At 44.9% G+C, this 26,126-nt stretch carries 20 protein-coding genes; 11 read left to right on the forward strand and 9 right to left on the reverse strand.

The annotated features are described in order from the left end of the window. Positions 1 to 145: 145 nt before the first annotated feature. The 6 genes from ACWYVB_RS08235 to deoD form a co-directional block, all read right to left on the reverse strand. Positions 146 to 1,276, reverse strand: a complete 1,131-nt coding sequence (locus tag ACWYVB_RS08235; protein ID WP_457528671.1) for an HlyD family secretion protein — start codon at positions 1,274 to 1,276, stop codon at positions 146 to 148. Beyond that, complete coding sequence (locus tag ACWYVB_RS08240; protein WP_006741936.1) at positions 1,276 to 1,656, reverse strand: DUF3302 domain-containing protein; 381 nt, start codon at positions 1,654 to 1,656, stop codon at positions 1,276 to 1,278. The genes ACWYVB_RS08235 and ACWYVB_RS08240 overlap by 1 nt, the downstream gene beginning before the upstream one ends. A gap of 243 nt (positions 1,657 to 1,899) precedes the next feature. Continuing rightward, entirely contained in the window at positions 1,900 to 3,483 is a 1,584-nt protein-coding gene (locus ACWYVB_RS08245; protein ID WP_085344179.1) for a diguanylate cyclase, read from the reverse strand. Further along, a complete protein-coding gene (locus ACWYVB_RS08250) occupies positions 3,467 to 4,951 on the reverse strand; it encodes a tetratricopeptide repeat protein (protein WP_047009573.1) in 1,485 nt (494 codons plus the stop codon). Before ACWYVB_RS08250 ends, ACWYVB_RS08245 begins: the two co-directional genes overlap by 17 nt. Before the next feature lie 159 nt (positions 4,952 to 5,110). Further along, the gene (locus ACWYVB_RS08255) at positions 5,111 to 6,580 is read right to left on the reverse strand and encodes a hypothetical protein (protein ID WP_005394913.1); all 1,470 of its coding nucleotides are present in this window, start codon (positions 6,578 to 6,580) and stop codon (positions 5,111 to 5,113) included. 71 nt (positions 6,581 to 6,651) lie between these two features. Beyond that, the gene (gene deoD / locus ACWYVB_RS08260) at positions 6,652 to 7,362 is read right to left on the reverse strand and encodes a purine-nucleoside phosphorylase (RefSeq protein ID WP_005394915.1); all 711 of its coding nucleotides are present in this window, start codon (positions 7,360 to 7,362) and stop codon (positions 6,652 to 6,654) included. Between the two features lie 397 nt (positions 7,363 to 7,759). Here deoD and ACWYVB_RS08265 point away from each other — a divergent pair, with 397 nt between their 5' ends. The 5 genes from ACWYVB_RS08265 to ACWYVB_RS08285 all read left to right on the forward strand — a co-directional run bounded on the left by ACWYVB_RS08265 (position 7,760) and on the right by ACWYVB_RS08285 (position 12,767). Then, the gene (locus ACWYVB_RS08265; protein WP_065646347.1) at positions 7,760 to 8,710 is read left to right on the forward strand and encodes a YbgA family protein; all 951 of its coding nucleotides are present in this window, start codon (positions 7,760 to 7,762) and stop codon (positions 8,708 to 8,710) included. Continuing rightward, the gene (locus ACWYVB_RS08270) at positions 8,700 to 9,503 is read left to right on the forward strand and encodes a MerR family transcriptional regulator (RefSeq protein ID WP_047009571.1); all 804 of its coding nucleotides are present in this window, start codon (positions 8,700 to 8,702) and stop codon (positions 9,501 to 9,503) included. Before ACWYVB_RS08265 ends, ACWYVB_RS08270 begins: the two co-directional genes overlap by 11 nt. Positions 9,504 to 9,522: 19 nt before the next feature. Next, entirely contained in the window at positions 9,523 to 10,938 is a 1,416-nt protein-coding gene (gene phrB, locus ACWYVB_RS08275; protein ID WP_457528675.1) for a deoxyribodipyrimidine photo-lyase, read from the forward strand. Positions 10,939 to 10,944: 6 nt separating this feature from the next. Next, positions 10,945 to 11,871: a L,D-transpeptidase family protein gene (locus ACWYVB_RS08280; protein ID WP_005394922.1), complete on the forward strand. Its 927-nt coding sequence runs from the start codon at positions 10,945 to 10,947 to the stop codon at positions 11,869 to 11,871. Between the two features lie 686 nt (positions 11,872 to 12,557). Continuing rightward, entirely contained in the window at positions 12,558 to 12,767 is a 210-nt protein-coding gene (locus ACWYVB_RS08285; protein ID WP_256894828.1) for a hypothetical protein, read from the forward strand. Positions 12,768 to 12,851: 84 nt separating this feature from the next. Here ACWYVB_RS08285 and ACWYVB_RS08290 read toward each other — a convergent pair whose 3' ends face one another. Continuing rightward, positions 12,852 to 13,145, reverse strand: a complete 294-nt coding sequence (locus tag ACWYVB_RS08290) for a hypothetical protein (protein ID WP_256899171.1) — start codon at positions 13,143 to 13,145, stop codon at positions 12,852 to 12,854. Between the two features lie 616 nt (positions 13,146 to 13,761). Beyond that, positions 13,762 to 14,229 (reverse strand): Sbal_3080 family lipoprotein, encoded by a 468-nt coding sequence (locus ACWYVB_RS08295; protein WP_256894830.1) that lies wholly within the window; start codon positions 14,227 to 14,229, stop codon positions 13,762 to 13,764. A 793-nt stretch (positions 14,230 to 15,022) separates the two neighbouring features. On the opposite strand from ACWYVB_RS08295, the gene ACWYVB_RS08300 reads away from it, so the two are divergent. Further along, positions 15,023 to 15,598 carry a hypothetical protein gene (locus tag ACWYVB_RS08300; protein ID WP_457528677.1) on the forward strand — a complete coding sequence of 192 codons (576 nt, stop codon included), beginning with the start codon at positions 15,023 to 15,025 and terminating at the stop codon, positions 15,596 to 15,598. A gap of 168 nt (positions 15,599 to 15,766) precedes the next feature. Here ACWYVB_RS08300 and ACWYVB_RS08305 read toward each other — a convergent pair whose 3' ends face one another. After that, positions 15,767 to 16,021 carry an Lpp/OprI family alanine-zipper lipoprotein gene (locus tag ACWYVB_RS08305; RefSeq protein ID WP_005375145.1) on the reverse strand — a complete coding sequence of 85 codons (255 nt, stop codon included), beginning with the start codon at positions 16,019 to 16,021 and terminating at the stop codon, positions 15,767 to 15,769. 552 nt (positions 16,022 to 16,573) lie between these two features. On the opposite strand from ACWYVB_RS08305, the gene ACWYVB_RS08310 reads away from it, so the two are divergent. From ACWYVB_RS08310 to ACWYVB_RS08330, 5 genes are all read left to right on the forward strand, one after another. After that, positions 16,574 to 17,917 carry a DEAD/DEAH box helicase gene (locus tag ACWYVB_RS08310; RefSeq protein ID WP_047009779.1) on the forward strand — a complete coding sequence of 448 codons (1,344 nt, stop codon included), beginning with the start codon at positions 16,574 to 16,576 and terminating at the stop codon, positions 17,915 to 17,917. A 326-nt stretch (positions 17,918 to 18,243) separates the two neighbouring features. After that, positions 18,244 to 20,241: a prolyl oligopeptidase family serine peptidase gene (locus ACWYVB_RS08315; protein ID WP_457528680.1), complete on the forward strand. Its 1,998-nt coding sequence runs from the start codon at positions 18,244 to 18,246 to the stop codon at positions 20,239 to 20,241. Beyond that, complete coding sequence (locus tag ACWYVB_RS08320; RefSeq protein ID WP_457528681.1) at positions 20,242 to 22,380, forward strand: TonB-dependent hemoglobin/transferrin/lactoferrin family receptor; 2,139 nt, start codon at positions 20,242 to 20,244, stop codon at positions 22,378 to 22,380. It begins immediately after the preceding gene. Between the two features lie 12 nt (positions 22,381 to 22,392). Beyond that, a complete protein-coding gene (locus ACWYVB_RS08325) occupies positions 22,393 to 24,648 on the forward strand; it encodes a proprotein convertase P-domain-containing protein (RefSeq protein WP_457528683.1) in 2,256 nt (751 codons plus the stop codon). Positions 24,649 to 24,673: 25 nt separating this feature from the next. Continuing rightward, positions 24,674 to 26,125, forward strand: a complete 1,452-nt coding sequence (locus ACWYVB_RS08330; RefSeq protein WP_457528684.1) for an Lcl domain-containing protein — start codon at positions 24,674 to 24,676, stop codon at positions 26,123 to 26,125. Position 26,126: the final 1 nt, after the last annotated feature.

The raw sequence follows: 26,126 nt of genomic DNA on the forward strand, positions 1-26,126 counted from the left end.
ATAAGGCGCGCATTATACAGAATATTGATAAAAGTGGGAATGCTATCTGTCTGGATGGCTAGAATGAAATCGGAGGCTGATTGTCAGCCCCCGATTACACTTTCTGATACTATTTTCATCGATAAATGAATGAGCTAGCTGTTCATTAATGGTCTAGGTACAAATAGTTCTGCCAGCTCTTCATGCGAATCAGCACTTTGCGCATCACTGACACGTGAGTAAAGCTGTCTGAGTAAACGGCGACTTCAACCGCGGTACCCATTGGTAGGTGGTATTCGCTCAAATCGTCCGTGATTTTCAGCTTCGCAAATACACGTCCGCTTGTGCGCAGGGCATCGGTACCAAGCAGAGCACCTCTGGCTTGAATTTGGCTTTCACCAATAGCTGGAATCACGTCGATGACTTCGCCACGGAATACCTTGCCCGGTATCGCACGGAACATAAACTCCGCTTCAAAGCCTGCCTTCAAACGTTGTAGCGAGTTTTGTCTGAACGCCGCGGTGTACGTAATGTCTTCGGTATGAACGAAGGTCATTGCAGGGGCAAGCGGCAACGGCACAGCCATCACACCAGGGCGCAAAGCCAATTGCGTAACGTAACCATCGGTTGGCGCACGAACGACGGTTTGCTCAAGGTTGAACTCTGCTTTACGTAGCTCAGCGAGTAGTTGCGCGACTTGGGTATTCTCACCGCCGATTTCCGACTCTAATGCGATTTGTGCTTGCTCTTGCTGCAAAATGGCAACGTCTAGCATGGCTTCTGCCGCTTTGTACGCTTGGCGTCGAGTATCTAAATCTTGTTCCGTAAACGCGCCGCGATCAAAGCCCCTTTGATATCGGCTAAATTCTCTTTGCGCTTTATCTCTATCGGCTTGCGCTTTCAAAACCGCCGCTTCTGCTTCTCTCAAGTCAGACTCTAAACCCAACGCACCTTGGCTTGCTTCTTTCACTTTCGCTTCAAGGCGTGCGACTTCCGCTTCAAAAGGCACAGGGTCGATTTTGAACAGAATATCGCCGGTTTTGAGCGGTTGGTTCGCTTGAACGGGCACTTCCACAACGCGGCCACGTACACCAGAGACGATAGGCGTAATTGGGAACACTTGGTTACCTAACTGAGTAAATGGGTGGTTGTAGTTCATAAGAAGGACGAGTGTGCCCACCAACACTACGCCGCCAAGTACGGCTGTAGGTACGGTCCATTTGTTCAAAGGAATATTAAAGACTTTAAAAATGGCGATACAAAGGGCTGTATAAGTCAGAATCAGCAATAAATCCATTATTCGTCCTCTTTACTTTGTTCAGTCAAAGGCCTTTGCTGAATCTTTTGTTGTTTCAACATCGATACTTCGTTTTTGAGTTCGTTGACTTCGTCGATGAGCTCTTCAAGACGGTGATGAATGTCGTGCGTTTCTTGCTCAAGTTGTTTGAAGCCCCAGCCTCGCTCCTTGCGCCACAATGTTGCCCATATCCATAAAAATGGCCACAGTGCATGTAAAGTGAAAAGGCTAACCCAGCCTGCGTAATGAATTGCGTCTTGATGAGGGTGTTCGCGTTCTTTAGCAATTTCATACGGAATATCATGAATAACGATAATCCCGTAGAAGATCACCAAAGCAACGAAGATGAGTAACCCAAGTGCAAAATAGTCTAGAAACATCTTACCTGCCTGTGCTTGTTACCTAATGGAAAATCTTACGTAAATGAACAGTTTAAGTATTTGTCTTAACTATCGTTCAATCAAGTTATTTTGTACTTGAATTATGTTTATGCGATATCCGTATCGATTGCTATTCGGGGACAATAAGAAGTGAAGGCGCTTATAATCAAACTAAGTAGTAATAAAGGAAGGAATAGAGAATAAAAGCCACGGTTATGCCCCAAGTGAAGGTTGGGGCATGGTTTAAAGTTCGGTACAGACTTGGTTTCGGCCATTGGCTTTGGCGCGGTACAAGGCTTTGTCGGCGCGATAGAAGGTACGTTGGGTATTCTCTCCTTCTCGATGTAAGGTAATCCCGATCGATACGGTCAACCCCCGCTCGCCAAGAATATCGTCCCAACCATATTGATAAATGCGTTCGCGGTAATTCTCGGCATGCATTTCTGCCCGTTCTAGATTGCTATTCTCTAGAATGACAAGAAACTCTTCACCGCCAAAGCGAACGCAAGAAGCGCCTTTAAATTTGAAGTATCCTGCTAATTCTTGAGACACACGTTTAATCGCTTTGTCTCCAACAAGGTGACTGAGCTCGTCATTGATGGACTTAAAATGGTCAATATCGATGACCATCAACGCAAATTCAGTATCGTGCAAAAGCAGGTCTTTGAGTTTGACTTCTAACCAGCGTCGGTTGTGCAAAGAGGTTAGCGGGTCAGTAAAGACATCTTGCTGTAGTTGGGCGACCGTATTCTTATGTTGTTTGGTGGTTTCCTTGAGCTCTTTGTTTTCAAGTTCTGACAAAATGAGTTTGAGCTGTAGCTCAAAACGAGAAAGTCGACGTAATTGAGTAGAACCCAATTCACCAATTGGAATGTGTTTGACAAGGTCAGATTCAATGCGAAACGCTTTTTTTTCACAGTTTAATGCTTTCTGAAATAACCCTTGAGAAGCGTAAACTTGACTCATCGCGTTGTAAAAATGCTGAGCGACAAGAGGAGACGAATGCTTCTGAACTCGTTTACCGATAGAGTCCAGCACTAAGTTGGCTAAAGAGGTGTGTCCGACACCGTTTAGACAATATGCGGTCTCGATTTTGACCATCGTGGATAACCAGTACGTGGTAGCACTGCCCGTCGTATACTGGACATTAGAGATAGCTAGCAATGCGTTAGGGTAATCCTCTTGCAAACGATGCAGTTTGGCTCGGTAAAGATGAATTTGCGCAGCAAGGTTTTTATCACTGACGAGGATACTTAGCTCTTCACACTCACTCAATAATTCTTGTGCATCTGCGGTACGGTTCAAACTGATGTAACAGGCAAGCATGTAAAGTTTGTAGCGCAGACGTAGGGAGCGACTGCTAATGGCGTGATCGATCGCATCGATTTTTTGGTAATAACGCAAGGCGCGATGGTGATCCCCATAGGCATCGCACAAATTGCCCATTCCAATAATAGCCAGTACGTACTCATCAATATAGCCATATTCGACGGCGATATTCGTTGCAGCGACATACTCGGTTAATGCTGCGTTGTAGTCACCTACTTCTACTAAACGATCACTCAAGCTTGCTTTTACAGACAGAATATCTTCTACATCGTCGGGTAAAACGAGCAACTCAAGGGCTTGTCGTAGTTCTTCGATACTGTCGTTGAGCTGTTTAATTTCTCGTCGATACTCGGCACTAATGATATAGCAATGTGCTTTTTCTCGGTTCGTGGATGCAATATGTAACCCGATGTGCTCCCACAGCGTAATCGCTTCTTCACCAGAGACGGAAGAAGGATCGATGCCTGCGTCAGTCACCTTGCTAAGCAGTTGTTCCATGCTTCATTACCTCAATATAGCTTTCTTCGAGTTGCTCTAAAGTGAATGGGAAGGTCAGGATATCTTGCAAATACAGTATCGGTTTGGGACCTTTCAGCCCGCGACGTTTCCATGGATAGATGTCTAACATTGCCTGAACCGTACGATAGACATCTTCTGCTGCTTGACCTTTCTCTGCAATTAACATAGCTAGTCTGTCACTGGAAATTCGTGAGATGAGATCACTTGAGGTCGTCAATGCATGAACTAGCTCAGTACAAACATCGAGAAATTCGGGGTTTGCATGCTGAATCATAATGATCGCGTGGTTGGAGCGTTTGAGCTCTGTTTTAAACAGAACTAACTGTTCCCACCAGTAGGTCTCGGACACAACATTAGAAAACTGTTTTTCAGGGTCATACTCATGTTGAGAACGGATTCGATTAATCAGCTTACGCGCTCGTTGCTCTAGCTGGCGTTTGGAGCCTCGTGCTTTATCCATACTGACTCGATGAGTCTGTTCTTTGAGCATTTTGAGTGCATGTTTACGGTATTTTTTAAACGCGTTAAACGCTGATTCAAAATCACCTTGCTCTTCAGCGACTCGAGATTGCTGAAAGCAGATCTGACTTAGTAGCTCGCCGTTGTCAAAACTAAGCGCGGACTCTTCTGCTGCGAGTAGTAACTTTGCTGCACTATCCGTATTTTTGCGCAAGAGTTCGAGCCTTGCGCGGCTAATAAACGAGTGTGCCTTCATCCAAATTAGATCATGTTCAATAGCGAGTTTATGGGCCTTTTGTGTGGCTTCTTCTGCGGCATCAAGGCGTTCTAGCCCAAGTAGCGCTAGGCCTTTAAAGTCCCAGATCTCGGCTTGCCATGTGCTGTCATCATGATCTTTTAGTACTTCGGTTGCACCATCCAGCACAGTGAGCATTTCGACAAACTTATTCAGTAAGTAATAGTCCCAAGCCAACAGGATACGAGCTTTGCCTTCCAACCAAGCAATACGGACGTTGTTTGCCACTTTAACCGCCAACTCATGAGTGGAAGCGGCAAGTTGATGCTCATTTGTGATGCGCCATACGTTGCCAAGCCCAATTAGAGATTCGATTTGAATTTCAATATCATCAACGAGGGCGGATTGTTCGAGTGCATTAATCCAATATTGTTGGGCTGAGTAATACTTTGCTTGTCCCCAATATTGGAGAGCAAATAAATGAAGAATTTCGGGCAGGTGGTCGTCGGTTTCAAGTTGGGTTTGCTTGCTGTAGGCGTCTTTGACTAGCTTTAAGCCTTGTCGGTAATCCATTAGGCACCAACAGCACTGCGCCATTATCAGCAATGCTCTGATTTCACCATCCACAAATAAAATTTGCTCCGCGCGGATACGGTATTGCTGCGCAATACTGAAGGTGTGTTCAGGGGCCGTTTTTATTTGGCCTTTAAGCTTTTTGAGCTCATCTTCTAGCTGAATTTGGTTTTTATCCAACGTTCACATCCATGACTATCGAACTGGAATTCACACCTAATATTAAGTGGTTAGATGCATGTTTTATTACCAAAACGATGCGGATAACGCTTTGGTAAAGATTAGGTGCCGTAATGTATACTGTCACAGCCCCTAATTACTACATCTAAATGCCAATAGTTACGATAGGAGCTGTTTGATGGTCAAAGGAGCATCAGTGACTTCTAGCCTTTGTGCGGCGGTAAGACCCTGCTTATCCTGATAGCACAAATTATGCCAAGCTCTGAATATATCTAAAAGAGGTAAAATTCCAGCAGGTCGTAATTTGCGACGTGGCTCGTTAATGAAGCTTTCGAAAAGGATCTGGAAGCGATTTTGATAGAACTGCACATGGCGAGTTGTTGCAACGTTAAACCATTTCTCGGGCTCATTTCTATCACCAGCAAGGTAGCAAATGCCTTTGTGGCTTTCGTCTTGAGTGGAGATCGCCCAGCGATCTCGCCACCAGCTCATATAGGCGATATCGACCTTGCCAAAAGGTGTGCTCATGTCCCAATTTGCGTCTTCTTCTACGTACATCAAGTCGACATTTTTCTCTTTAATTCGAGACAAACAAACGCTCAGTGCTGCCGAACGTAGTAGGGGGTCTTGAGGCATATATAGAGATACACGTTTGTTGGGGCAACACATATCAAGTACATGCAGGTAATGAGCGTATGATGTGTAAGGCGGACGAACTAATGCACCTTTAGATGGGTAATGGAATACAGAAAGATTACCAAGAGGATCTTCCACGTTACCGCGAGCCAAAATGGTTTGGTATTTTTGGTCAATACGCTCACGCAGGAGGTTCGAAGGTTCCGCTGGCGGTTCACTTGCTTCCGCTGTGTACTCTTGGGAAACAAAACGAGAGACCTCGTCGTACGGGTTATGGTCTAGCGTGGCGATTGGCTCTTCATCAGCAGAATAGTTCACATGTTGACAAAGAATATAGCCTGAGTGGGCTTCACCAGAAACAATCCAGTAGACACCATTATTGCTGTTTGGCTGCAATGCAACATAGTTTGAGGCCAATTCATAGTGCGTTGCGTGGTTTACCCAACGAGCATCAATAGTGGCTAATTTACGGCGACAGCGACTCGCAATATGATCAACATGGTCGTAAAAGGTTTTCGGGTTGATACTGAGTTTTCGGCAGATCTCGCGTACAGAGTAACCAGTAAACAATAAGCCCATTAAATTCTCTTGGAATTGTAGCTTTTTGTTCGCGCCTGACCATTTATCAACAAAGGTACTTTGACACGCTTTACAACGGTAACGTTGACGATCACCACTGTAACCGAAAGCGTGGTAGAGGTGTTTATGTGTGTGGACGGATAGTCCAAAGTTCTCGCAATCATCATTGCGGCACGCAGGCAACCCGTCACTGTGGACGTGTCGCAGGCGATGAAGTTCGTTCACGACATCGCGATTGTTAAGTAAGGGGGGGAAAGCTCCACATTCACGGCATACCATCGCCGGACGTTTAGGGTTAGCATGTTGCAGAACGTAACGCTTTGCATCACTCAATCCAAAGTTGTCACACGCCAATGTTTTACAAAAGTTGAGTTGTAACCCATCTGCGTCTTTTGGCAGTTCGCCGTTAGACACAATCGCCCCCTCGGGATAATTCGGGCAGCCAGCAATAACTCTGGCTGCAAATTATTACTTACTACTTGTTCTTAGATGTTGATTGCGGTTTCTAGCGCAACTTTCATCATGTCGTTGAACGACTTTTGACGCTCTTCTGAGCTTAGTTTTTCGCCACGGATGATGTGGTCAGAAACCGTTAGGATAGTTAACGCCTTCGCACCTAGGTCTGCAGCAACACCGTAGATACCAGCCGCTTCCATGTCTACACCTAGGATGCCTAGTTTTTCCATCTTCTCGAAGATGTCAGCTTCTGGTGTGTAGAACAAGTCTGCAGAGAATACGTTACCAACTTTCACTGGTACTTGTTGAGCACGTGCTTGGTTTACCGCTTCTTCTAGAAGGCCGTAGTCAGCGATTGCAGCGAAGTCGTGGTTGTTGAAACGGATACGGTTTACTTTAGAGTCTGTAGAAGCACCCATACCGATAACAACGTCCATTAGGTTAACGTCGTCACGTACCGCACCACAGCTACCTACACGGATTACGTTTTTCACGCCGTATTCTGCGATTAGCTCGTGTACGTAGATACAGCAAGAAGGGATACCCATGCCGTGACCCATAACAGACACTTTTTTGCCTTTGTAAGTGCCAGTAAAGCCGAACATGTTACGAACGTCACAAACTTGCTTCACATCTTCAAGAAACGTTTCTGCGATGTATTTAGCACGTAAAGGGTCGCCTGGCATTAGAACCGTTTCAGCGAAATCACCTGGTTGTGCATTGATGTGTGGGGTTGCCATAAGTGCTCTCCAAAGTTTTGTTTTGATAAAACGCCTCTAGTATAGGACGCTATTACCAATTCTGTTGAACTTGTTCGTTTTCGTTGAAGCAATAATATCGGGACGTACAGTGGCCCCTTGAGAGCTTAGTCACAAAAACCACGCTTTTAGAAACCATGAACATCATTGATAACTAAATCTGTTGAAAGCAAAAGAGCAATCGATTCGCTTTTGAGCGATTTGTCGATTGCGCGCACAAAATGGACTCTGAGAACATCAAAAACTTTTGAGAAAGCGCTGATCGAAATGCTCTTGAGAAGAGTAAAACGATTAAATTGTACAATTTATTTTCTTGTACAATCTGAAAAGCCTTGCTATAAGTTATACAACAAAACATTTTGTATAGGGATGCGTCATCATGGAATCTTCAATCAAAGTAGGTATCAGTTCTTGTGTTTTGGGTGAACGAGTTCGTTTTGACTCTGGTCATAAAGTAAGTAACTTTGTGACTAAAGAGCTCAGCCCATATTTTGACTTTGTTTCGGTATGTCCCGAAGTGGGCGTCGGAATGCCAGTGCCGCGACCAACAATTCGTTTGATTTCCGAAGAAGAGCGTGTGGCGCTGGTAGAAACTAAAAATCCAGAAAATGACCATACCGATAATATGCTTGCTTACTCTGCTAACAAAGTGGAGGAACTACAAAGCGAGCAACTTTGCGGTTACATCGTCTGTGCCAAGTCTCCAACTTGCGGTATGGAGCGCGTCAAGGTTTATAGCAAAAATAACGCAGCGAAAGAGGGCGTCGGCTTGTACACACAAACGCTGATGAAAAAAATGCCTTGGTTGCCCGTCGAGGAGGATGGCCGACTCAACGATCCTGTATTAAAAGAAAACTTTATTACCCGAGTATTTTGCCTGAACGACTTTTATGACTCGATGGACGGAGAGCCAACTCGAGGCAAAATTATCGATTTTCATTCGCGCTATAAGTTGACCTTGATGGCGCATCACCCTGAGTCATACCGCTCTCTTGGTCGTTTAGTTGCCGATGTCGCTAGCTATGAAATCGAAGAATTCTATCGAGAGTATCGCTTAGGTCTTATGAAGGCACTTGCGAATCGTGCTAGCCGAAAAAACAACACTAACGTACTAATGCATTTACAAGGGTATTTTAAGCGCGCTTTAACTAAAGACGAAAAAGAAGAATTAGCAACAGTAATTCATGACTACCGCACTGGTACATTGCCATTATTAGCACCGTTGACATTGATTAAGCACTACTTAAACACTTACCCAGATGAGTATTTAGCAAAACAGAAGTTTTTAGAACCGTATCCGCAGGAGATGAGATTACGCTATGGTTTGTAGTTCAGAAGAAAAACTATACGCGATCCGAGATGTCGCAGAAATCACGGGTGTGAAGCCAGTTACGCTGAGAGCTTGGCAGAGAAGATACAATTTGATCCAGCCTCAGCGAACAGAAAAAGGGCACAGACTTTATCGACAGCAAGATCTCGATACGATTCGTGAAGTCCAGAGTTGGCTCGCGAAGGGGATTGCCATCGGTAAAGTAAAGGGACTTTTGGGAAAAAGTGCGGACGTAGAAGTCAACAATGAAGTTCGTACTCTCGAAGAAGTAGAAACCATGTTATCAGCACTTTCGAAACTGAATCGAGGCAAAGCGGAAAGCTTACTTGCTTCTGTTCTCAAAGAGTATCCATTGAACTTGGTTATTGAACAATTTATTGACCCTGTATTTGACGCGCTGGAGATGGTCAAAGGATCGCTGAGATCGTTGCAGATGGGGTTATTTCAAACTTGTTTGATTACTCGTCTTGCCCTTGTTATCGACTCTGAAAACAAAGCCGCTTCCAAAGGGAAGTGCTTGCTTATCAGCTTTGAACAACATAGGGAAGCAGAGAGCTGGATTCAAGCAGCGAAGTTGTGTGAGCAAGGGTATCACACGACGTTGATCGACAAAGTTGATGATGTCTCTGGTTTACTGGAGCACGAAGTTGTTGATAGCTACTCGCTTATTTACCTGTTTTCCAATAAAGCGCTGGCAGCTAAGCAAGTGGAGTCTATCAAAATGCTTCAAACACGTTTTGGCGAACGTATTGGATGTTCTGAAGTGATTGAGAAACTGCACCTAACAGAATAGACGAAACGAAGGAGACACCATGATCTTAGTATGGTTTCGACGTGATTTACGAACGTTAGACCACACCGCACTTAAAGCGGCGTTAGATTCAGGTCAGCCTGTTGTCGCTTGTTTCATCGCGACGCCAGAGCAGTGGCGAGAACACCACATGGCGCCGATGCAGGCGGATCTCATTGCTCGTCGTTTAGAGTATCTCAACGACGAGTTGGAAAGCCTGAATGTGCCTTTTTTATATAAAGAGGTGCCGTCGTTTTCTGATTGTACCGAAGTGATTAGTGAATGGGCGAAAACACTTGAAGCAACGTCTGTTATGGCGAATATTCACTATGAAGTAAATGAACGAGAGCTCGATGCACAAGTGAGTGAGGCGCTAGCTTCCAATGATATCGATTTTGAACTGTTTCACGACAAATGTGTGCACCCACCAATGACGGTTCTCAATAAGCAAGGTGAGTATTTTAAGGTATTTACACCATTCAAACGTGCTTGGTTGACGCAGTTTCAAATGCCAACGGTAACAAAGCCTCAAGAACAAGCGCCGCTAAGCAGCAAAATATTGGAACAATTAGAGCCGATTCGATTTAGTTCAGACTTCACGTTTAGCTATCCTCGAGAGTCCAGCGAGAATTGGTTTACTTCGACCAATGATGTTTTAAAGCAGCTTAGGGAATTTGCTCGTGAGCGCAGTGATGCTTACAAGGAAGATCGAGATTTTCCGGCTATTGATGGCACCAGTCAACTGTCTCCCTATCTTGCGATTGGTGCATTGTCACCAAGGCAATGTATTGCTCGCTTGTATGCTGAAAACCAACAAAATGACCTAACAGAAGGAAAAGCAACTTGGTTGAGTGAGATCATTTGGCGTGAGTTTTATCAGCATCTGTTGGTTTTCGAACCAAAGCTCGTTAAAGGCAAAGGCTTTATCGACTGGGAAGATAAAATTCAATGGTCTTATGATGAGCAGGCTTTTGAGCGATGGAAGACAGGAGCGACAGGGTACCCGATCGTCGATGCAGCAATGCGTCAGCTCAACCAAACAGGCTGGATGCATAACAGGCTTCGCATGGTTGTCGCGAGCTTTCTCACCAAGGATTTACACATTGACTGGCGTTGGGGCGAAGCGTACTTCATGAGTAAGCTGGTGGACGGCGATTTCGCAGCAAACAATGGTGGTTGGCAGTGGTCTGCATCGACGGGTTGTGATGGGCAGCCGTACTTCCGTATTTTCAACCCGATAAGCCAAGGTGAGAAGTTTGATTCTGATGGCCAATTCGTGCGCCACTGGGTGCCTGAACTCAAAAGTGTGCCAAACAAATACATCCATAAACCTTGGACTTGGGAGGGATTTTCTTTACTGGAATATCACAAGCCGATGGTTGATCACAAGACAGAAAGAGAGATAACCTTACGGCTCTTTAAAAGTGCCAAGGAATAAAGTGAAATGCTTAGCAAAAAGCGATCAATGAGTTTCGCAAAACGTACGCTGTTATCTGTATCGTTATCTTTAGCGAGTGGTTTGTCATTCGCTAAAATGTACGAGCTACCAGAGGATGGCAGTCGTTTAATTGGTCGCCTTGAAAACCACGTCGTGCAAGAAGGCGAAACCATGGCAAATATTGCCAAGCACTACGATGTCGGGATGCTAGGTTTAATGGCGGCAAATAAAGGCGTGGATCCCTTCTTGCCAGAAGAGGGACACGTTCTTACTATTCCAACACAACTGATCCTCCCAGATGTACCCCACAAAGGCATTGTCATCAATTTAGCGGAATTGCGCTTATACTATTTCCCGAAAGGGGAAGATATTGTGCATGTATTCCCCGTGGGAATCGGGCGAATTGGGCGAGACACCCCGGTGATGACAACGCGTATTAGCCAAAAGCGTCCAAACCCTACGTGGACGCCGCCAGCCTCGATTCGTGCCGAGTACAAAGCGAAGGGCATTGACTTGCCAACCGTTGTACCTGCCGGTCCAGACAACCCACTTGGGATGTTTGCATTGCGTTTAGCCTACGGAAATGGCGAGTACCTTATTCACGGTACCAACAAAGATTTCGGCATCGGCATGCGCGTGAGTGCAGGTTGCATTCGTATGGACCCAAGCGACATTGAATGGTTGTTTGAAAAAGTTCGTAACGGTGAAGAAGTGAATATCATTAACCAACCAGTGAAAGTATCACTAGAGCCGGACAGAAGTGTATTTTTAGAGGCACATGAGCCATTGACTCGCAGCAATGGTGAGAAAGATCACCTACAGGTACCAAAAGAGTTAAAGTGGTGGCTGGATGAGTTCGGACTGAAAAATGTGAAGGCTAAAGCAGCGATTGCCGCACAGAATGGGGTTCCTGTCGAAATAACCGCGCCTTAACAGGCGTTAAGACGCGGTATCAAATCTTACTTAGTTTAATGCGTAGAGCACTCTACAATCCAGTAAAATTAACACTTAATAACTAATTTCAATACCTTAAAAACAATCCCTTTAGTATGTCTCACCGTCGACCGAGCTGCACAACCATGTATTAGAGGTGGAATCGGTTCGCTTCACGGTCAATGATACGGTTCAGAAAAACATCGTCAGTGAGTTGAGTCAGCTGCTCGGGGAATTACGAATAGCTGAGCGAAGTGAGCATCCTCTAGAGTTGGGAGAACTCTCAGCGCGTTGGTAGCAAGACGGCAGCACGACATCAGAAATACTCAAAGGGTCTTACTTTTGGAGTAATGATACATTTTTGGGGTATGACCAAAATTCGTGATTTGTTGTAGTTTCCCGTCAAGCAAGTCGACCCGATGACCTGTAGCGAAAAAGTGTTAAACTTGATGGAGTGGGACGCGAATATTATTCAGTTCTCTGGGGAACTGAAGCGATGTTTCGCAAGCGTGTAAAGTAAGCCTTTTAGAATGCGAAAGATGCTGGCTGTCAGCAAGGTTTTACCAAGACCTTTGAGCGGTTCGACGTTAAAGCTCTTGCGCAAAATGAGCGATTACCAGGCCGAGACTGGTAAATTAGTAGGATAAGAAGGAATTTGCCACTGCTTAGTCATTTAGTGCACCATTATGGCAGAACGTGTCGGTGGCGCAAAGCATGTAAATGTAAAGCAATTGTCTTTGATTCACTCTCAAGCTTACACCACTGATTCAAAAGAGTGGACTAAAGCCGTGGAGCTGAGCAGCGAGTGCTTCATTAAAAGGCTGTGGTTTGGTGCTGGCTACGGCGATGAATTTAGTGTTAACCAGATATGCCGAAGTGATCGTGACCTCAGGTAGTTTTATAGGAGTATACAAAATCACAGTAAGAGGGTACAGGCGCATATATCACTTCAAGAATCGTCAAATGGGTCCAAGGTTTGTTTAATCTCGACCTGTCTGTGCTATTGGTCCTTCTTGTAAGTTTTCAGCTAAGCCCATTTGACCGAGCGTAAACAAAGCATTGCCTATTTCGTCTAAAGTTTCATTTCCTTTTCTTTCAGGGAAGTCGTTCGCTTGGTTAAGACTTTCAGGCTCAATAATATTTTTACAAGCTACACTAGCACAACCTTGTTCATCTGCGTCAAAAAATTGAATATTTAGACCTTCGTTTGCCGCGCTTCCTGCGGAATAAATACTTACTAAGATTAAAACAGGACTGAGAAGCCTATTTTTCATTTTCTACTTTAACAATTGATTGACGACACTGCTCACACATAATTATTGCTAAGATAAGAAATACGAGTGCGTCGGTAATATTGGGTGTCTTCTTGTCGTAGGGGCATGTGTGGTGCAATTAATACGGTTTATATACCTGATTTCACCAGAGTCAAAGAAGGTAATTCTCTTGCCTGATACCTCTGTAATTATATACGCCATTTAAAGCTACTAATATAGTATTTTTAGGGACGGATAAGAAACTTTGCATTGATGACCCAAACTCATCGAGACTTACTTCTCCCCATCCTTTGAAAGGCATTTCACGTTCTATATTTAGAGATTTGACATTACTCATCACCTCCCCCATGACATTGATATTCAATCCTTCAGTGGATCATTCTAGATAAATTTTTAGTGCTATCTAAATAGGAAATAATGTCATCATACAATACTTGAGAGTTTTCCATACTTAACTTGTTAATGATTGGGACTGAATTTCTAATGCTATAGACTCCGCACAACCCATCTAGTGTCCCTTGCTTGAAGATCTCATATTCTATCCTTACACATGCGTACCAATGAGAAATCAACGCGTGCTCTAGTGTATACGACGCTCGACTAGTTTGTTGTAAAGCTACATTTCGCCTGATTTAATTTTGAACTGAGCTTCACTGACCGTTTGTTTCCCAAATAACAAATCCATCATAGTGATTATTCGTTTATTGTCGTTTCCCCATTTGTTGGTATTGGCACTGTTTGGTGCTTTGAACTCGACTTGACCAACTTTATCGTTATTTTTATATGCATTAACTCGGGCATCTGCAATAAACGTTCTAAAGTCCCAGCTCCAGCGAGATACATAAATAAGTGTCAGTTCAGAGCTTTTAGGAGGAGTTCCAGTGCTCACAACAGTGCATTTATGAGCTGTATCCAAACACCATTCTTGCATTGAATCTAAGAAAATGTCTCGTGTTGCGTCGTCTTTTATAATAGTAATTTCTGTGCTTTGGAATTGTTCAGAGATTGCTTCTGCTGTATATTGCGGAGCAGCGCACGCTGCCAAAAGAACAGGTGAGCTAAGAATGATTAGTTTTTTATACATTTTAAGTACCTTTTTATAAACTTAGAAGTCTACATAAATTTCTTTTATCTGCATAACTCCTGCAGCTTTAAGGTGTGAGCGACTCCAGCATGTCCGTAAACCAATATCCCCTTAAACACGAGACATAAAAATTAAAATCAAGTGCAATATCTGACCAAAAGTCTATCAGTGATTAGCTTACCTTCGACTTCGGAGGATTCCCTAAGTAAGTTTAACGATACTCTTTGAAGTAATGCTTTTCCATTTCATTTGCTCCCTCAACCGGGATATCCAAGCCTCATACCACCGTAGTGTTGATAATATACCCATAGAAAACACCACTTGAGTCTGTTGTTTGCAGATTTGGAAGCGTATTAAGACGATAGCAAAGACAAGTCTCGTTACGAACTGATACAGGAAAAGAATTATCCTACTATTCGCTTGGTAAGCAACTTGTATGCTGTTGCAGATCCGTAGCCTAACCATGCAGAGTAACATATCATCATGGGCAATGATCGTGTTAGGGTTATGAATAACGCCTGTTTGCAAGGTACCGGCATTAATGATTTAATGTATGTTATTTGGCAGCTACGTTAGAAAGCCTACAAGGGGCATTACACCACGCCCAAAAAACCGACGCATTCGTGCATACATGGCGACAACTATCAGAGATGAGTTGTAGTAGGTTAGCTGTCATTCGCAAAAATTAAAGCGCATTTAGAGCGAGAGTTGTGAGTATCAAATCTCAGCTAAAGGATGGTTCTCATCCTCCCCAAATTCTTATGAAGAAAGTTCCATCTTGGAAGCCAGCTTAATGAGTATATATCAGGTAAGAAACCTCAATCGTTACTTTAAAGTTCTTGAGCATGATCCGTTTCAAAGGGCCATAGATGCGGGCGATGATGCCCTGTTGGATAGGCTTTTCAATGAGCCTGTAAGAGCAAAGGGGCTGTCTGATGTTTGGGTAGAAGAGAGTGTTGAATTTACCACTCACTACAAGACATCGGTAAAAATCCCAGACATATCCGTTTGGGGATCATGGCTGGTACTAACGCCACGAGCGGTTGAAGTGTTGAAGCCAAACATTGGAACAGATGGTGAATTTTTACCTATCGTGATTGATGGCGAGAAGTTTCAGGTTTTCAATGTCATGAGTTTTGGCGAAGAAGACAAGGAACACACGAAACATGAATACATTGATGGCCATCCGGTAGGATTGGAAATGCTCAAGTTCGCTGAGTCTAGTGTTGCAGATAATTACGTTTTTAAGTCGTTGATGCAAGGGTGTAACTTACTGTATTGCGATGACAAGCTAAAAAGCTTGTGTAATGAACATGACTTGCGTGGTGTTGAATTCGATTTAGATCTATTGGATATATTCGACTACTAATCAACGGTTTTAGCGTGACTCACCATTTAGTGCTTCACATAGCCTGGTCACATAAGTGATAGCAACAATAAAACAAAATGGCGACATAGTACATGTCGCCATTTTATCGCCATTTTTGTTTTTAATGGCAACTAACTGATAGTTAATGACATTTTTATCTTGTTTGTCTTACTTAGTGTAAGACTGAGCGATGTTATCGATACGCTCGTTAGCACGCTCAGCTTCTTCTTGAGCAGCCATTGCTGCTGCACCTGATTTTTGAACGTCAGATTGAAGAGCTTGTACGTCTTGGCTTAGTTGGCTAACTTGGTTGCTTAGTTCGTCTAGTTTTGCTGCATTTGCTGTTGCTGCGTCATCAGAAGAAGCACAACCTGCTAGTAGAAGTACTGAAGTTGCTGCAGCTGCGATCAACGTTTTGTTCATATAAGAACTCCTTGCTTATAGTGAAAGTCTCGCTACCAACTATTATTTTATACAGTAGCGAGGTTAAATGTGGATACATTTTATCAGTACATGATGTAGCAAAAGTCAAAAAAAACCAAGAATTTCATGGAGTACCTGACGTCAACTTTTACCTGAGCTTAACAAAGGTAAGTGAATTATCCTCTCCCTTATTCCCACAACAGTTCTCATAGCAGGTGTTTTTGCCACGTTCCTGATATCAATAATTTAGACGATATTGACACAAATGAAAGTTTCTCGGCGCAAATAACTGCTATTTACGCAGTTTTATTGGAGAACGAGAGGCGCACCTTGAGCTCGCTTTTCTCTAAATCTTAAGCCAAGCAGCTGACCAATAAAGCGAGGGTTTGTTCTTAATTGAGCCGCAAATGATGTTTTGTTTTCATCCGTGGGAATTAGTTTGTGTGATCTCTATCTATACTCCTATGATTTGCGGTATTATACCGAGCTTTATTTTTTTGCTGCGTTAGAGCGGAAACGACATTACAGAGCGCTCAGACGCTGACTGATTTATTGGAGAATACTTTGCAATTTAAAGATCTAGGCCTAGACAACCGATTGTTGAAGAACCTAAAACACTACGATTTTAAAAAACCAACTGACATTCAAAAGCAGGCGATTCCTGTTGCGATTGCAGGCAAGGATTTATTGGCTTCTTCGAAAACGGGTTCGGGCAAGACTTTGGCGTTTGTATTACCAATGCTTCACAAGTCTTTAAAGACAAAATCGTTTTCTGCCAAAGACCCTCGCGCAGTTATTCTTGCTCCCACTCGTGAGCTAGCGAAACAAGTGTATGGTGAGCTTCGCTCTATGCTTGCTGGCCTATCTTATGAAGCTGCATTGATTTTGGGTGGTGAGAACTTTAATGATCAAGTGAAAGCACTGCGCCGTTACCCGAAATTCATCGTGGCGACACCAGGACGTCTGGCTGACCACTTAGAGCACCGCTCGCTTTACCTTGAAGGTTTGGAAACGCTGATCCTTGATGAAGCAGACCGTATGCTGGATTTGGGCTTTGCACCAGAGCTTCGTCGTATTCATAAAGCAGCTAAGCATCGTCGCCGTCAAACATTAATGTTCTCTGCTACGTTGGATCACGCAGACGTAAATGACATTGCGGCTGAAATGCTCAATGCTCCGAAACGTATTGCTATCGGTGTTTCTAACGAAGAACACAAAGATATCACGCAAAAGTTCTACTTGTGTGATCATCTTGATCATAAAGAGGCGATTCTAGATCGCGTACTTTCAGAAGCAGAATATCGCCAAGTTATCATCTTTACGGCGACGCGCGATGATACTGAGCGCCTAACCGCGAAGCTAAACGAGAAGAAACTGAAGGCCGTAGCATTGAGTGGTAACTTGAACCAGACTCAACGCAATACGATCATGAGCCAGTTTGAGCGAGCGGTATTCAAGATCCTAGTGACAACAGATGTCGCTTCTCGTGGCTTGGATATTGCGACAGTGACACACGTCATTAACTTCGATATGCCAAAGCATACTGAAGAATATGTACACCGTGTTGGCCGTACGGGCCGTGCTGGTAACAAGGGTGATGCGATTTCTCTTGTTGGTCCAAAAGACTGGGATAGCTTTAAACGTGTAGAAGCTTACCTACAACAAGATCTTGAGTTTTCAGTATTCGAAGATCTGAAAGGTAAGTTCAAAGGCCTGAAGCCACCTAAGCCAGATTTCCGTAACAAGAAAGCGACAGCTAAGAAATCACGCCCTCAAGCGAAGAAGTCGGCTAAGAAACCTGTTAAACGTGACAAGAGTTTCTACAAAAACGTATCAGTGGGTGATGATGTGTTCATCCCGAAGAAAAAGCCAGCGGCACCAAACTCTGAAGAGTAAAAGTCGCACCAGTTTTCAACTGATTTTAGTTTTTCAAAACCCGAGTGTTCGCACTCGGGTTTTTTTATGCTTATCTCCAGGCGAAATGATGTCTTTCTATACTAACGTGTTTGCTAGGCTTTTATATTTATCTGGTTTTATATAAACAGCATAGATCGCTAATTTAGAGAGGTATTAAGTTTTATCAACTCGGTCCAAGCAAACGTTTTTCCTCACATGCTAGATAAAAATTTTACATGATTATGAAAATGATAATTGATCTCATTTTTATTTAAGGGCAGAATACGCGCCATTGTATTAATCTTATAAATGAATTTGCTCTCTATATGAAATTTACTCATGTTTTTTTAGGGCTCATAATTACCTCTAGTTCTTGCTTTGCCGTTAATGATTTTAATTGGTTGCGAGATGACGCTCGTAAAGATGAGCGAGTTCTTACCTACCTAACAGAGCAGAACCGTAAGACTGAACAGTATCAAAAAAAATATCAGACGTTGACGCAAGATCTGCTCGCGCAGTGGGAAGCCATGGTGGCAGATAAAGGTGATAAACCATGGTCGATCGTAAATGGACGCGAATGGACGTTAACGCGTCGTGACGGTGGTTATGTGTTGCTATCACGTTCGAACCAGTATGCACAAGAGAACACAGTATTTGATTTCTCTGAACGTCAATCTGCATATCCGTATTATCAAGTAGGGCAGTGGCAAGTAAGCGGAGACACGTTGCTTTTCACTGAAGATATTGATGGAAGCGAGCAATATCGCGCCGTGGTTGTAGATTTACTCTCTGACCAATCTACGGAGCTGGCAACGCACGTCGATAGCGGTGTATTGCTTTCACCTGATGGTAAGATGGCTTACCTCGTTTCGAAGGAAATGCGTACACAGCGACCTCATCAGATCCTACGCATCTCCACTGAATCTTTGGCTAAAACCGTTGTATGGCACGAATACAAATCAGATTGGTTACTTTCTTTCTACCGTGCGGCAGATAGCCGTTACGTGGTGCTGCAAAGCAACAACGAGTCAACCACAGAGCAGAAGCTTGTTGATCTAGAAACGGGCACCGTAAGCGATTCACTGAGAGTGCCGGAAGCGGGCGTGGAATATTACGCGGATGTGGCGAAAGGGCGCGTTTACGTCAACAGCAATCTTGAAGGTACATTTGCACTTTATCAAACCGATCTAGCACCTCTTAGCGCAACATGGCAACGCTTTACTACCCTTCGTGAACCGCTTGACCAGTTCTATCTTTATGATGCAGGAGTTGTGGCACTCAGTAAGCCGAACAACGTAGCGACATTGACGGTGTATTCATACCAAGGTCAGGAAAAAGTGATACTGCCATTGGAACAGGATGGCAATGTCGCTTGGTTGAGCACGTTGGGCGATTTTGAATCAAACAAGATTCGTATACGAAGCATGTCGATGACTACGCCTCCTCAGTGGGAAGAGTTCGATGTAAAAACGCTGACTAAAACCTTGTATTCTCAAGATGCTTACCAAGATTTTGATAGTCAACGTTATGTCTCCCAACGCATTTTTATCAAGCACGATGGTGTTTCTGTCCCGGTCTCTTTGGCGTATCGCAAAGACAAATTACACGCTCAATCACCCGTGATGATTTACGGCTATGGCGCATATGGTTTTACGATGAAACCGTACTTTATGCCTCAAGTCATAAGCTTGCTCGACCAAGGCGTGATTTACGCTATCGCCCATGTTCGCGGCGGTGGGTACTTTGGTGATGAGTGGCACGAGCAGGGCCGTGGTGTGCAAAAAGCCAATTCTATTGGTGATTTTGTCGCGGCGGCTAAGGCGTTGCAAACATTCGAACGCGGCAATAGAGAGATTTTTGCCATCGGTTCAAGTGCTGGTGGCACGTTGGTCGCGGGAGCGGTTAATCAAGACCCTAAATTGTTTTCAGGTGTCGTGCTTAAAGTACCTTTTGTTGATGTGGTAGCAAGCATGTCGGATACCTCACTTCCGCTGACCACACAGCAGTATGGCGAATGGGGTAACCCAACCAAATCTGAGCAACTGGCGCTAATGAAAGCGTACGATCCAATTCTCAACATTCATAAAGACGCTTACCCACCCATACTGGTTCAAGTCGGTTTGATCGATCAGCGCGTGCCTTATTGGGAAGGCGCCAAGTATCTCGCCAAGGTTTCCGCGCTAAGTGAGCGCGACGGGCCGTACTTGTTGCAGACCGATTTTAATTCGGGCCACCAAATGGACCCACGACAAGCGCAAGAACAACAAGCAAAAGAATACGCCTTTCTTTTATCACTAATTAAAACATCTAAAGCGGAGCAGTAAATGAAGCTTACCCCAGTGTCAGCGGCAGTACTTTCGGTACTAGCTGCCAGCCAAGTGCACGCCAAATCTGACGTTTTCTCTATGGAAGAGGTCGTGGTGACGGCGAATCGGATTGAACAACCAATGTCTGAACTAGCAGGCAGCGTCGCAGTTGTCACTAGCGAAGAGATTGAACAAAAGGGCGAAACAGAGCTTTATGATGCGCTGCGTCATGAACCTGGGGTAAGTGTGTCGGGTGGCGCTGGGCGTCCACAAAACATCACGATTCGAGGCATGACGGGTAACCGCATTATGATCATTCGTGACGGCATTCGCTCAGCAGACGGTTTTGGTGCGAATGACAGCAATGACAAAGTGGGCCGCGATACGTTTGATCTTTCTAATTTGGAATCATTAGAAGTAGTGAAAGGGGCGAGCTCCTCAGTCTTAGGTTCTGGTGCTATCGGTGGCGCTGTGATTCTAAAATCCAAACAGCCGGGTGAGTTTTTAAAAGATCGTGACTTTTATGTTGATGCCACGGGCACGTACACGGGGATCAGCAATAAATACAAAGGCGCGAGCAATCTGGCATTTCGTTCTGGCGACACGGAAAGCTTAGTCAACGCGGCGTATTGGCAAGGTGAAGAGACGCGTAACTTCAGCCAAGATTTGTACAACCGCGATTTGGATGGTTACAGCGCGTCATACGCCATCAATCATTTCTTCAATGATGAAGTGATGGTCAAAGCGCGTGCCGAACTTTATCGGCAAGACCAACAACGCCTGGAAGGTTCGCCATCTATACAGAAGGATGGCAAATGGCATATCGAAGACTTCGCAGAAGATGAATCGACAAAAGAGTACAGCGCTTATATTGGTGCCGAAATGACTCCTATTAACCCCAAGTGGTTCGAAGAGTTAGATACAAAGGTCTACTGGCGCCACACCGAAGTGGTGGAAGACACGAATCGTTTAATGAGACAAGTTGACCACAATGGCTTGACTGTTAGACGTCGCGAGCTAGAACACAAAACCTTCATTGACGAAACAATTGGCTTCCGTGGTGATTTCACCAATACGATTTATGCTGCAAATACTGAGCACCAATTGGCTTACGGTATCGAGCTTTCTACTGACTATTATGAACGCACAGATAGCGATTCCAAGATTGATTGGAACGGGGTAACGCCTTCGACCAAACAACCTTTCGCTCCTGCTCGTGCTTATAACATTGGTCTGTACGTTCGAGACATGGTGGAGCTGGATAAATGGACCATTACAGGCGGCCTGCGCTTTGATGCGCACCGTCTAACACCGGACGGTGAGGGTGAAGTGGGCGGCTTCCCATTAAAAGACATGGATAGCTCAGAGGTATCTCCAAGCCTATCGATTTCTCGTGAAGTGTTTGCCAATAACATCGCTTATGTATCTTATAACCACGGTTATCGTGCTCCGGAATACGACAAAGCGTATGGCTTCGTAAACCATGACTTTGTGCCGCTAACGCCGTTTGTCATTGCACCGAACATGGACCTAGAGGCTGAAACTTCGGACTCGTTTGAAATCGGCAACAAATTCGATAATGGCCACGCGCAACTTTACGTTTCTGCGTTTTACAACAAGTTCCAAAACTTCATCGATGTTGTTACCACAGGGCAAGATAACTTCGGTAACTACATCAAGCAATACCAAAATTTACACGGTGTTGAAACCTACGGCGCGGAGCTTTCTGCTGCGTATGCTTTCACATCGTCTTGGAAGCTAAGTACCAAGCTTGGTTATGTTGACGGAAAGGACGCCGAAGGCGAGTACGTTCGTAGCATCACACCTTTCGAGGGCAATGTTGGGCTGAACTATCAGCAGCAAGACTTTAATGCGTTCGTGACGTGGAACTGGGCTGGTTCGATGGATCGTGTGCCGAGTTGCCAAACGTCACTTGGACAAAAAACCGAGTGCGCACAAACAGATTCATGGAACACGTTCGATTTGGGGGCAAGTTACCAAATCACCAAAGATTTTCGTTTGAGTGCGACCATCATCAACCTGTTCGACAAAGAATACATTCGCTACCAAGACGTTGCTGGCATAGCAGATGAGAGCAAACGCTACTCAACGGAACCAGGTCGTTACTTTACGGTTAACGCGAAGTACATCTTTTAGTAGGAGCCCTGCATGAAACTCAAACTTTTGGCGCTTTCTCTTGCGTTGGCAGGCGTTCAAGTGACGAACGCTGCCGAGTGGGATTACCCTAGCGCGGCTATTACGGTCACGAACCAAGCCGAAGCACTGCGCTACTTACAAGCCAATTACGCTAGCGTTGGCGAACTTAAGTTTCGCTATCAAACTCGTTCTCAGCTCGGAGATCATTACAACTTTGATGTGTGGGTCGATGGGCAGTATCAACCGCAACGCACCATTGTGCTGTCGACTAACCAAGACAGCCAAGTTGAGCGTATTTTCAAAAGCCTTGAAGATACGGTGATTCGTAATGGTGAGGCGATGCCTGCCGGAGAACTGGAACTGCCTGTTCGATTGGAAGTGACCGAGCCGCCAGCATTGAGCTCTGGTGAGTTAGTAACGGTTCCCGTCTCACTCTTTGATCCTGATTTACGTACAATGCAACAACAAGCTGCGCCTGATTCTGCTTGGAATTCGTTAGAGGATTATCCGCAGCCACTTCAATATGTTGAGAAGCAGATTCAAGTTTTGCAGTCTGGTGGCAAGTTCTACCTAGCCAACGAGCGCGTTAAACAGGTGGATGCACTTGCATTACTGTCTTCACCTGCGGTAGGTGCGGAGCCTGTGCGTGATACAAGCAGTATTTTGCCGCCTGAGGGGGTTCAATCTTTTGCGGATGTAAAAGCGATGCAAAGCGCTCAACTTGGCGACAATGCCTTTTTGCAGTTGATGGCGTTTTACCATCTTGACAGCTCACTGCAGTACTTATCGAGCTTGAGCTATGACTTATTTGACGAACCGCTTCGTTTTGATGGGCGTGGTTTAGCACTCGACAACTCTTCTTACTACATAGGTTCGCGTGCGCTGATGTTAGGCGTTGGCGGAGTATCTCCAGATGCTGCAGATGCAGATGTGATTTTGCACGAGCTAGGACACTGGATTCACTATCAAATCGTTCCCGACTGGGCGTATGGCCATACTGGCGCGATTGGAGAAGGTGTTGGTGATTACTGGGCGGGCAGCGCAAGCTACCGAACACAGTATTTAGACGCAGCTCGCCGTGGCCAAGAATTCGAGTTAGATACGGTGTTCAACTGGGACGGTATGTTCGGAACACGCAAAACAACTCGTAGCTTATGGAACCAAAGAGCGCGTTACTTCGAGAGCTCGGAGTATCCAGCGCACGTTAGCGTAGGCGGTGAACTAGGCGACGAGTTATGGTCAACGCCACTGTTCCAAGCGCTAAAAGCATCGGTTGAACGATACGGTGATGATACCGATAACGTGTTCCGCGAGTTTGACGCCATTGTACTTGAAGGCATGTACGGTATTGGTCGTGGCGTGAAAATGCATGATCTTGCGGAATCGACCGTGTTTGCAGCAAACACCTTGTTCCCAAATAAAGACTATGCCCAATTTCTGACGGACAGCTTCAACAAACACAACTTACTTAAAGCGCCTCTTCGCGTTCGCTATGACGCTCGATACATCGCACAAGGTCAAGGCGTGGGAGTGAGCCTGAGCCAAACTGGCCGCGAAGCGAGCATCAAAGGGCAATGGCAGCTAAATAACGCATCCGTTTTCGACTTTGATGAAACGCTTTCTGACTCGACCTCAATGAAGGTGGCGTTACCAAGCGGTCTGACATGTGGCACGCAATTCGATTCCTATATTTCATTGGATTACCAATTTGCTGAAGGCTTAAAGACTCACCAGTGGAGTGAAAAGTTGATGCTGGTTAATGGTACGCCAGAGCTCGATATCCAGCCTCAATCAGTGAACTCCGCTTTGCCGGAGCAGGGTGACAGATTGTTCTCTCAGACGCTATCGGACAAGTCACGCACGATTGATGATTCGTTTGCGGTTTACCTGAACATCGAACATGACTCACTGCAGGATCTGCAAGTGACGCTTGTGTCTCCACAAGGTAAATCGGTTGTGCTACTTAGTCATCAATCAAGCAATACCAATGGGTTTAAAGGTTACTTCACCGCTCAGTATGACGAGGAGTTACAAGCACTTGTCGGTCAACCGAGTTGGGGTACTTGGCGTCTCGAAGTATCTGACCGCGTGTCAGGGAACTCTGGGGTGTTGAAAGAGTGGGGTGTGAGTCACTTTGCTCAGTATCAGTGTAGTGCTGATACCACTAAAGAAAGCAGTGGTGGTGGTGGTTCAGGTGGCAGTGGTTCGCCTTGGACCTTGTTAGGACTTTTCCTGCTTTCAATGGTGAGAGTGATTCGTTCTCGTTAATTAAAATCTAAAGAAGACAAAATTTATGAAGTTTCAATATTCTTTCGTTGCTATGTCACTAGCCCTAGCTGGTTGTGGCGGTGGTTCTGGTGGTGACACGTCAACACCGACCTATAATGTAGCTGGCACCATCGTTTCTGCAGGTACACTTCTTGATACGCCAGTATGTATCGATTTAAACCAGAACTACGTTTGTGATACTACTGAACCGAGTGCTAAAACGGATAATGCTGGTAAGTTCTCCCTGACGTCAAGCGACAAGAACATTTTGACTAGCACGATTCTTGCTCAAGTTGATCAAGACTCAAACCAAACGTTGCGTCTTGCGGCTCCAGGCCAAAACTTAGCCACGGGTAACACAGTAAATGGTGTAACAACATTGCTCGCAGGTCTTGTGGTTGACGGTAAAACCGTTGCTCAAGCTGAAGAGATTGTTAAAGCGCAACTGGCTAGTGTAGGCGTTTCGCTGAATGGTTCGGTGATGTCTAACGCAGAAGCCAGCGAGCTGGACAAGCTAGAGCAAAACACGGTTGCGCTATTAGCTGCGATGCAACCACAACAAATGACCAAAGGCGTAGCGCTGCTTGCTCAAAGTCTTAGCTTCCAAGGTAAATCGCTAGCCTCTGATCTTCTGTCTGAAGCGGAAGTGAGTGCATTTGCTGAAGAAATTGCAGCGGTTGCTGAACAAACGGTTGGTAGTAACGATACGGGTGCCATTCTTCACTTTGCTGATGGCGCTGCAGACGTTGCAGAGGTTCAAGCTTCTTACCCTGGTCAAGATGCGGAATACGGCTTCGACAAAGAGGACAAGCAAACGTCGACAGGCGCGGGCTTTAAGTTCGTTAAGCTAGATTCACAAGGCGCTGCTTTAGCTGCAGATGCCACTGAGTGGGCTTGCACTTTGGATGAGCGTACTGGTCTTGTTTGGGAAAACAAGAGTGCGGATGCGAGCTCTATTCAATTTAAAGACCGCCTATTTGCGTTTGAGTCTGAAACATTTAAGCCATTTAGCAAAGATGTAGATCTTGCGGGCTGTAAAGAGGTGGGCGATGAAATTTGTACTACGAGCCAATACGTTGAGTACATAAACAAACAATCGTTATGTGGAATCACTGGTTGGCGCCTGCCTACTTACCGTGAAACTTATGACTTACTAGATTTCGGTGAAAAGACACTATTTGCGCCGAGCACAGAATATGAACCGAACAATGTGTATGGTTTTAATGTCAAATACTTCCCACAGCAAACTTTAGGCAGCCCTTATTTAGAAAAAGGTGCGTTTTGGCATGATGGTTTTAGGTTTACGGAAACATCATCACAGCTCATGGATGGTGAGATTTATTTCCCCGCAATTGTCTCTCGGGGCGCAGATAGAGGGGCCACTTCATTCGTTGAGATTCGCTCAAGCAGTACAAGTGAAGATGCCTATGATTCCTACCAATTCCCAATCCGTCTAGTAGCAGTTAAGGGACAATAAG

The sequence above is a fragment of the Vibrio sp. JZG10 genome (genome assembly GCF_054064075.1).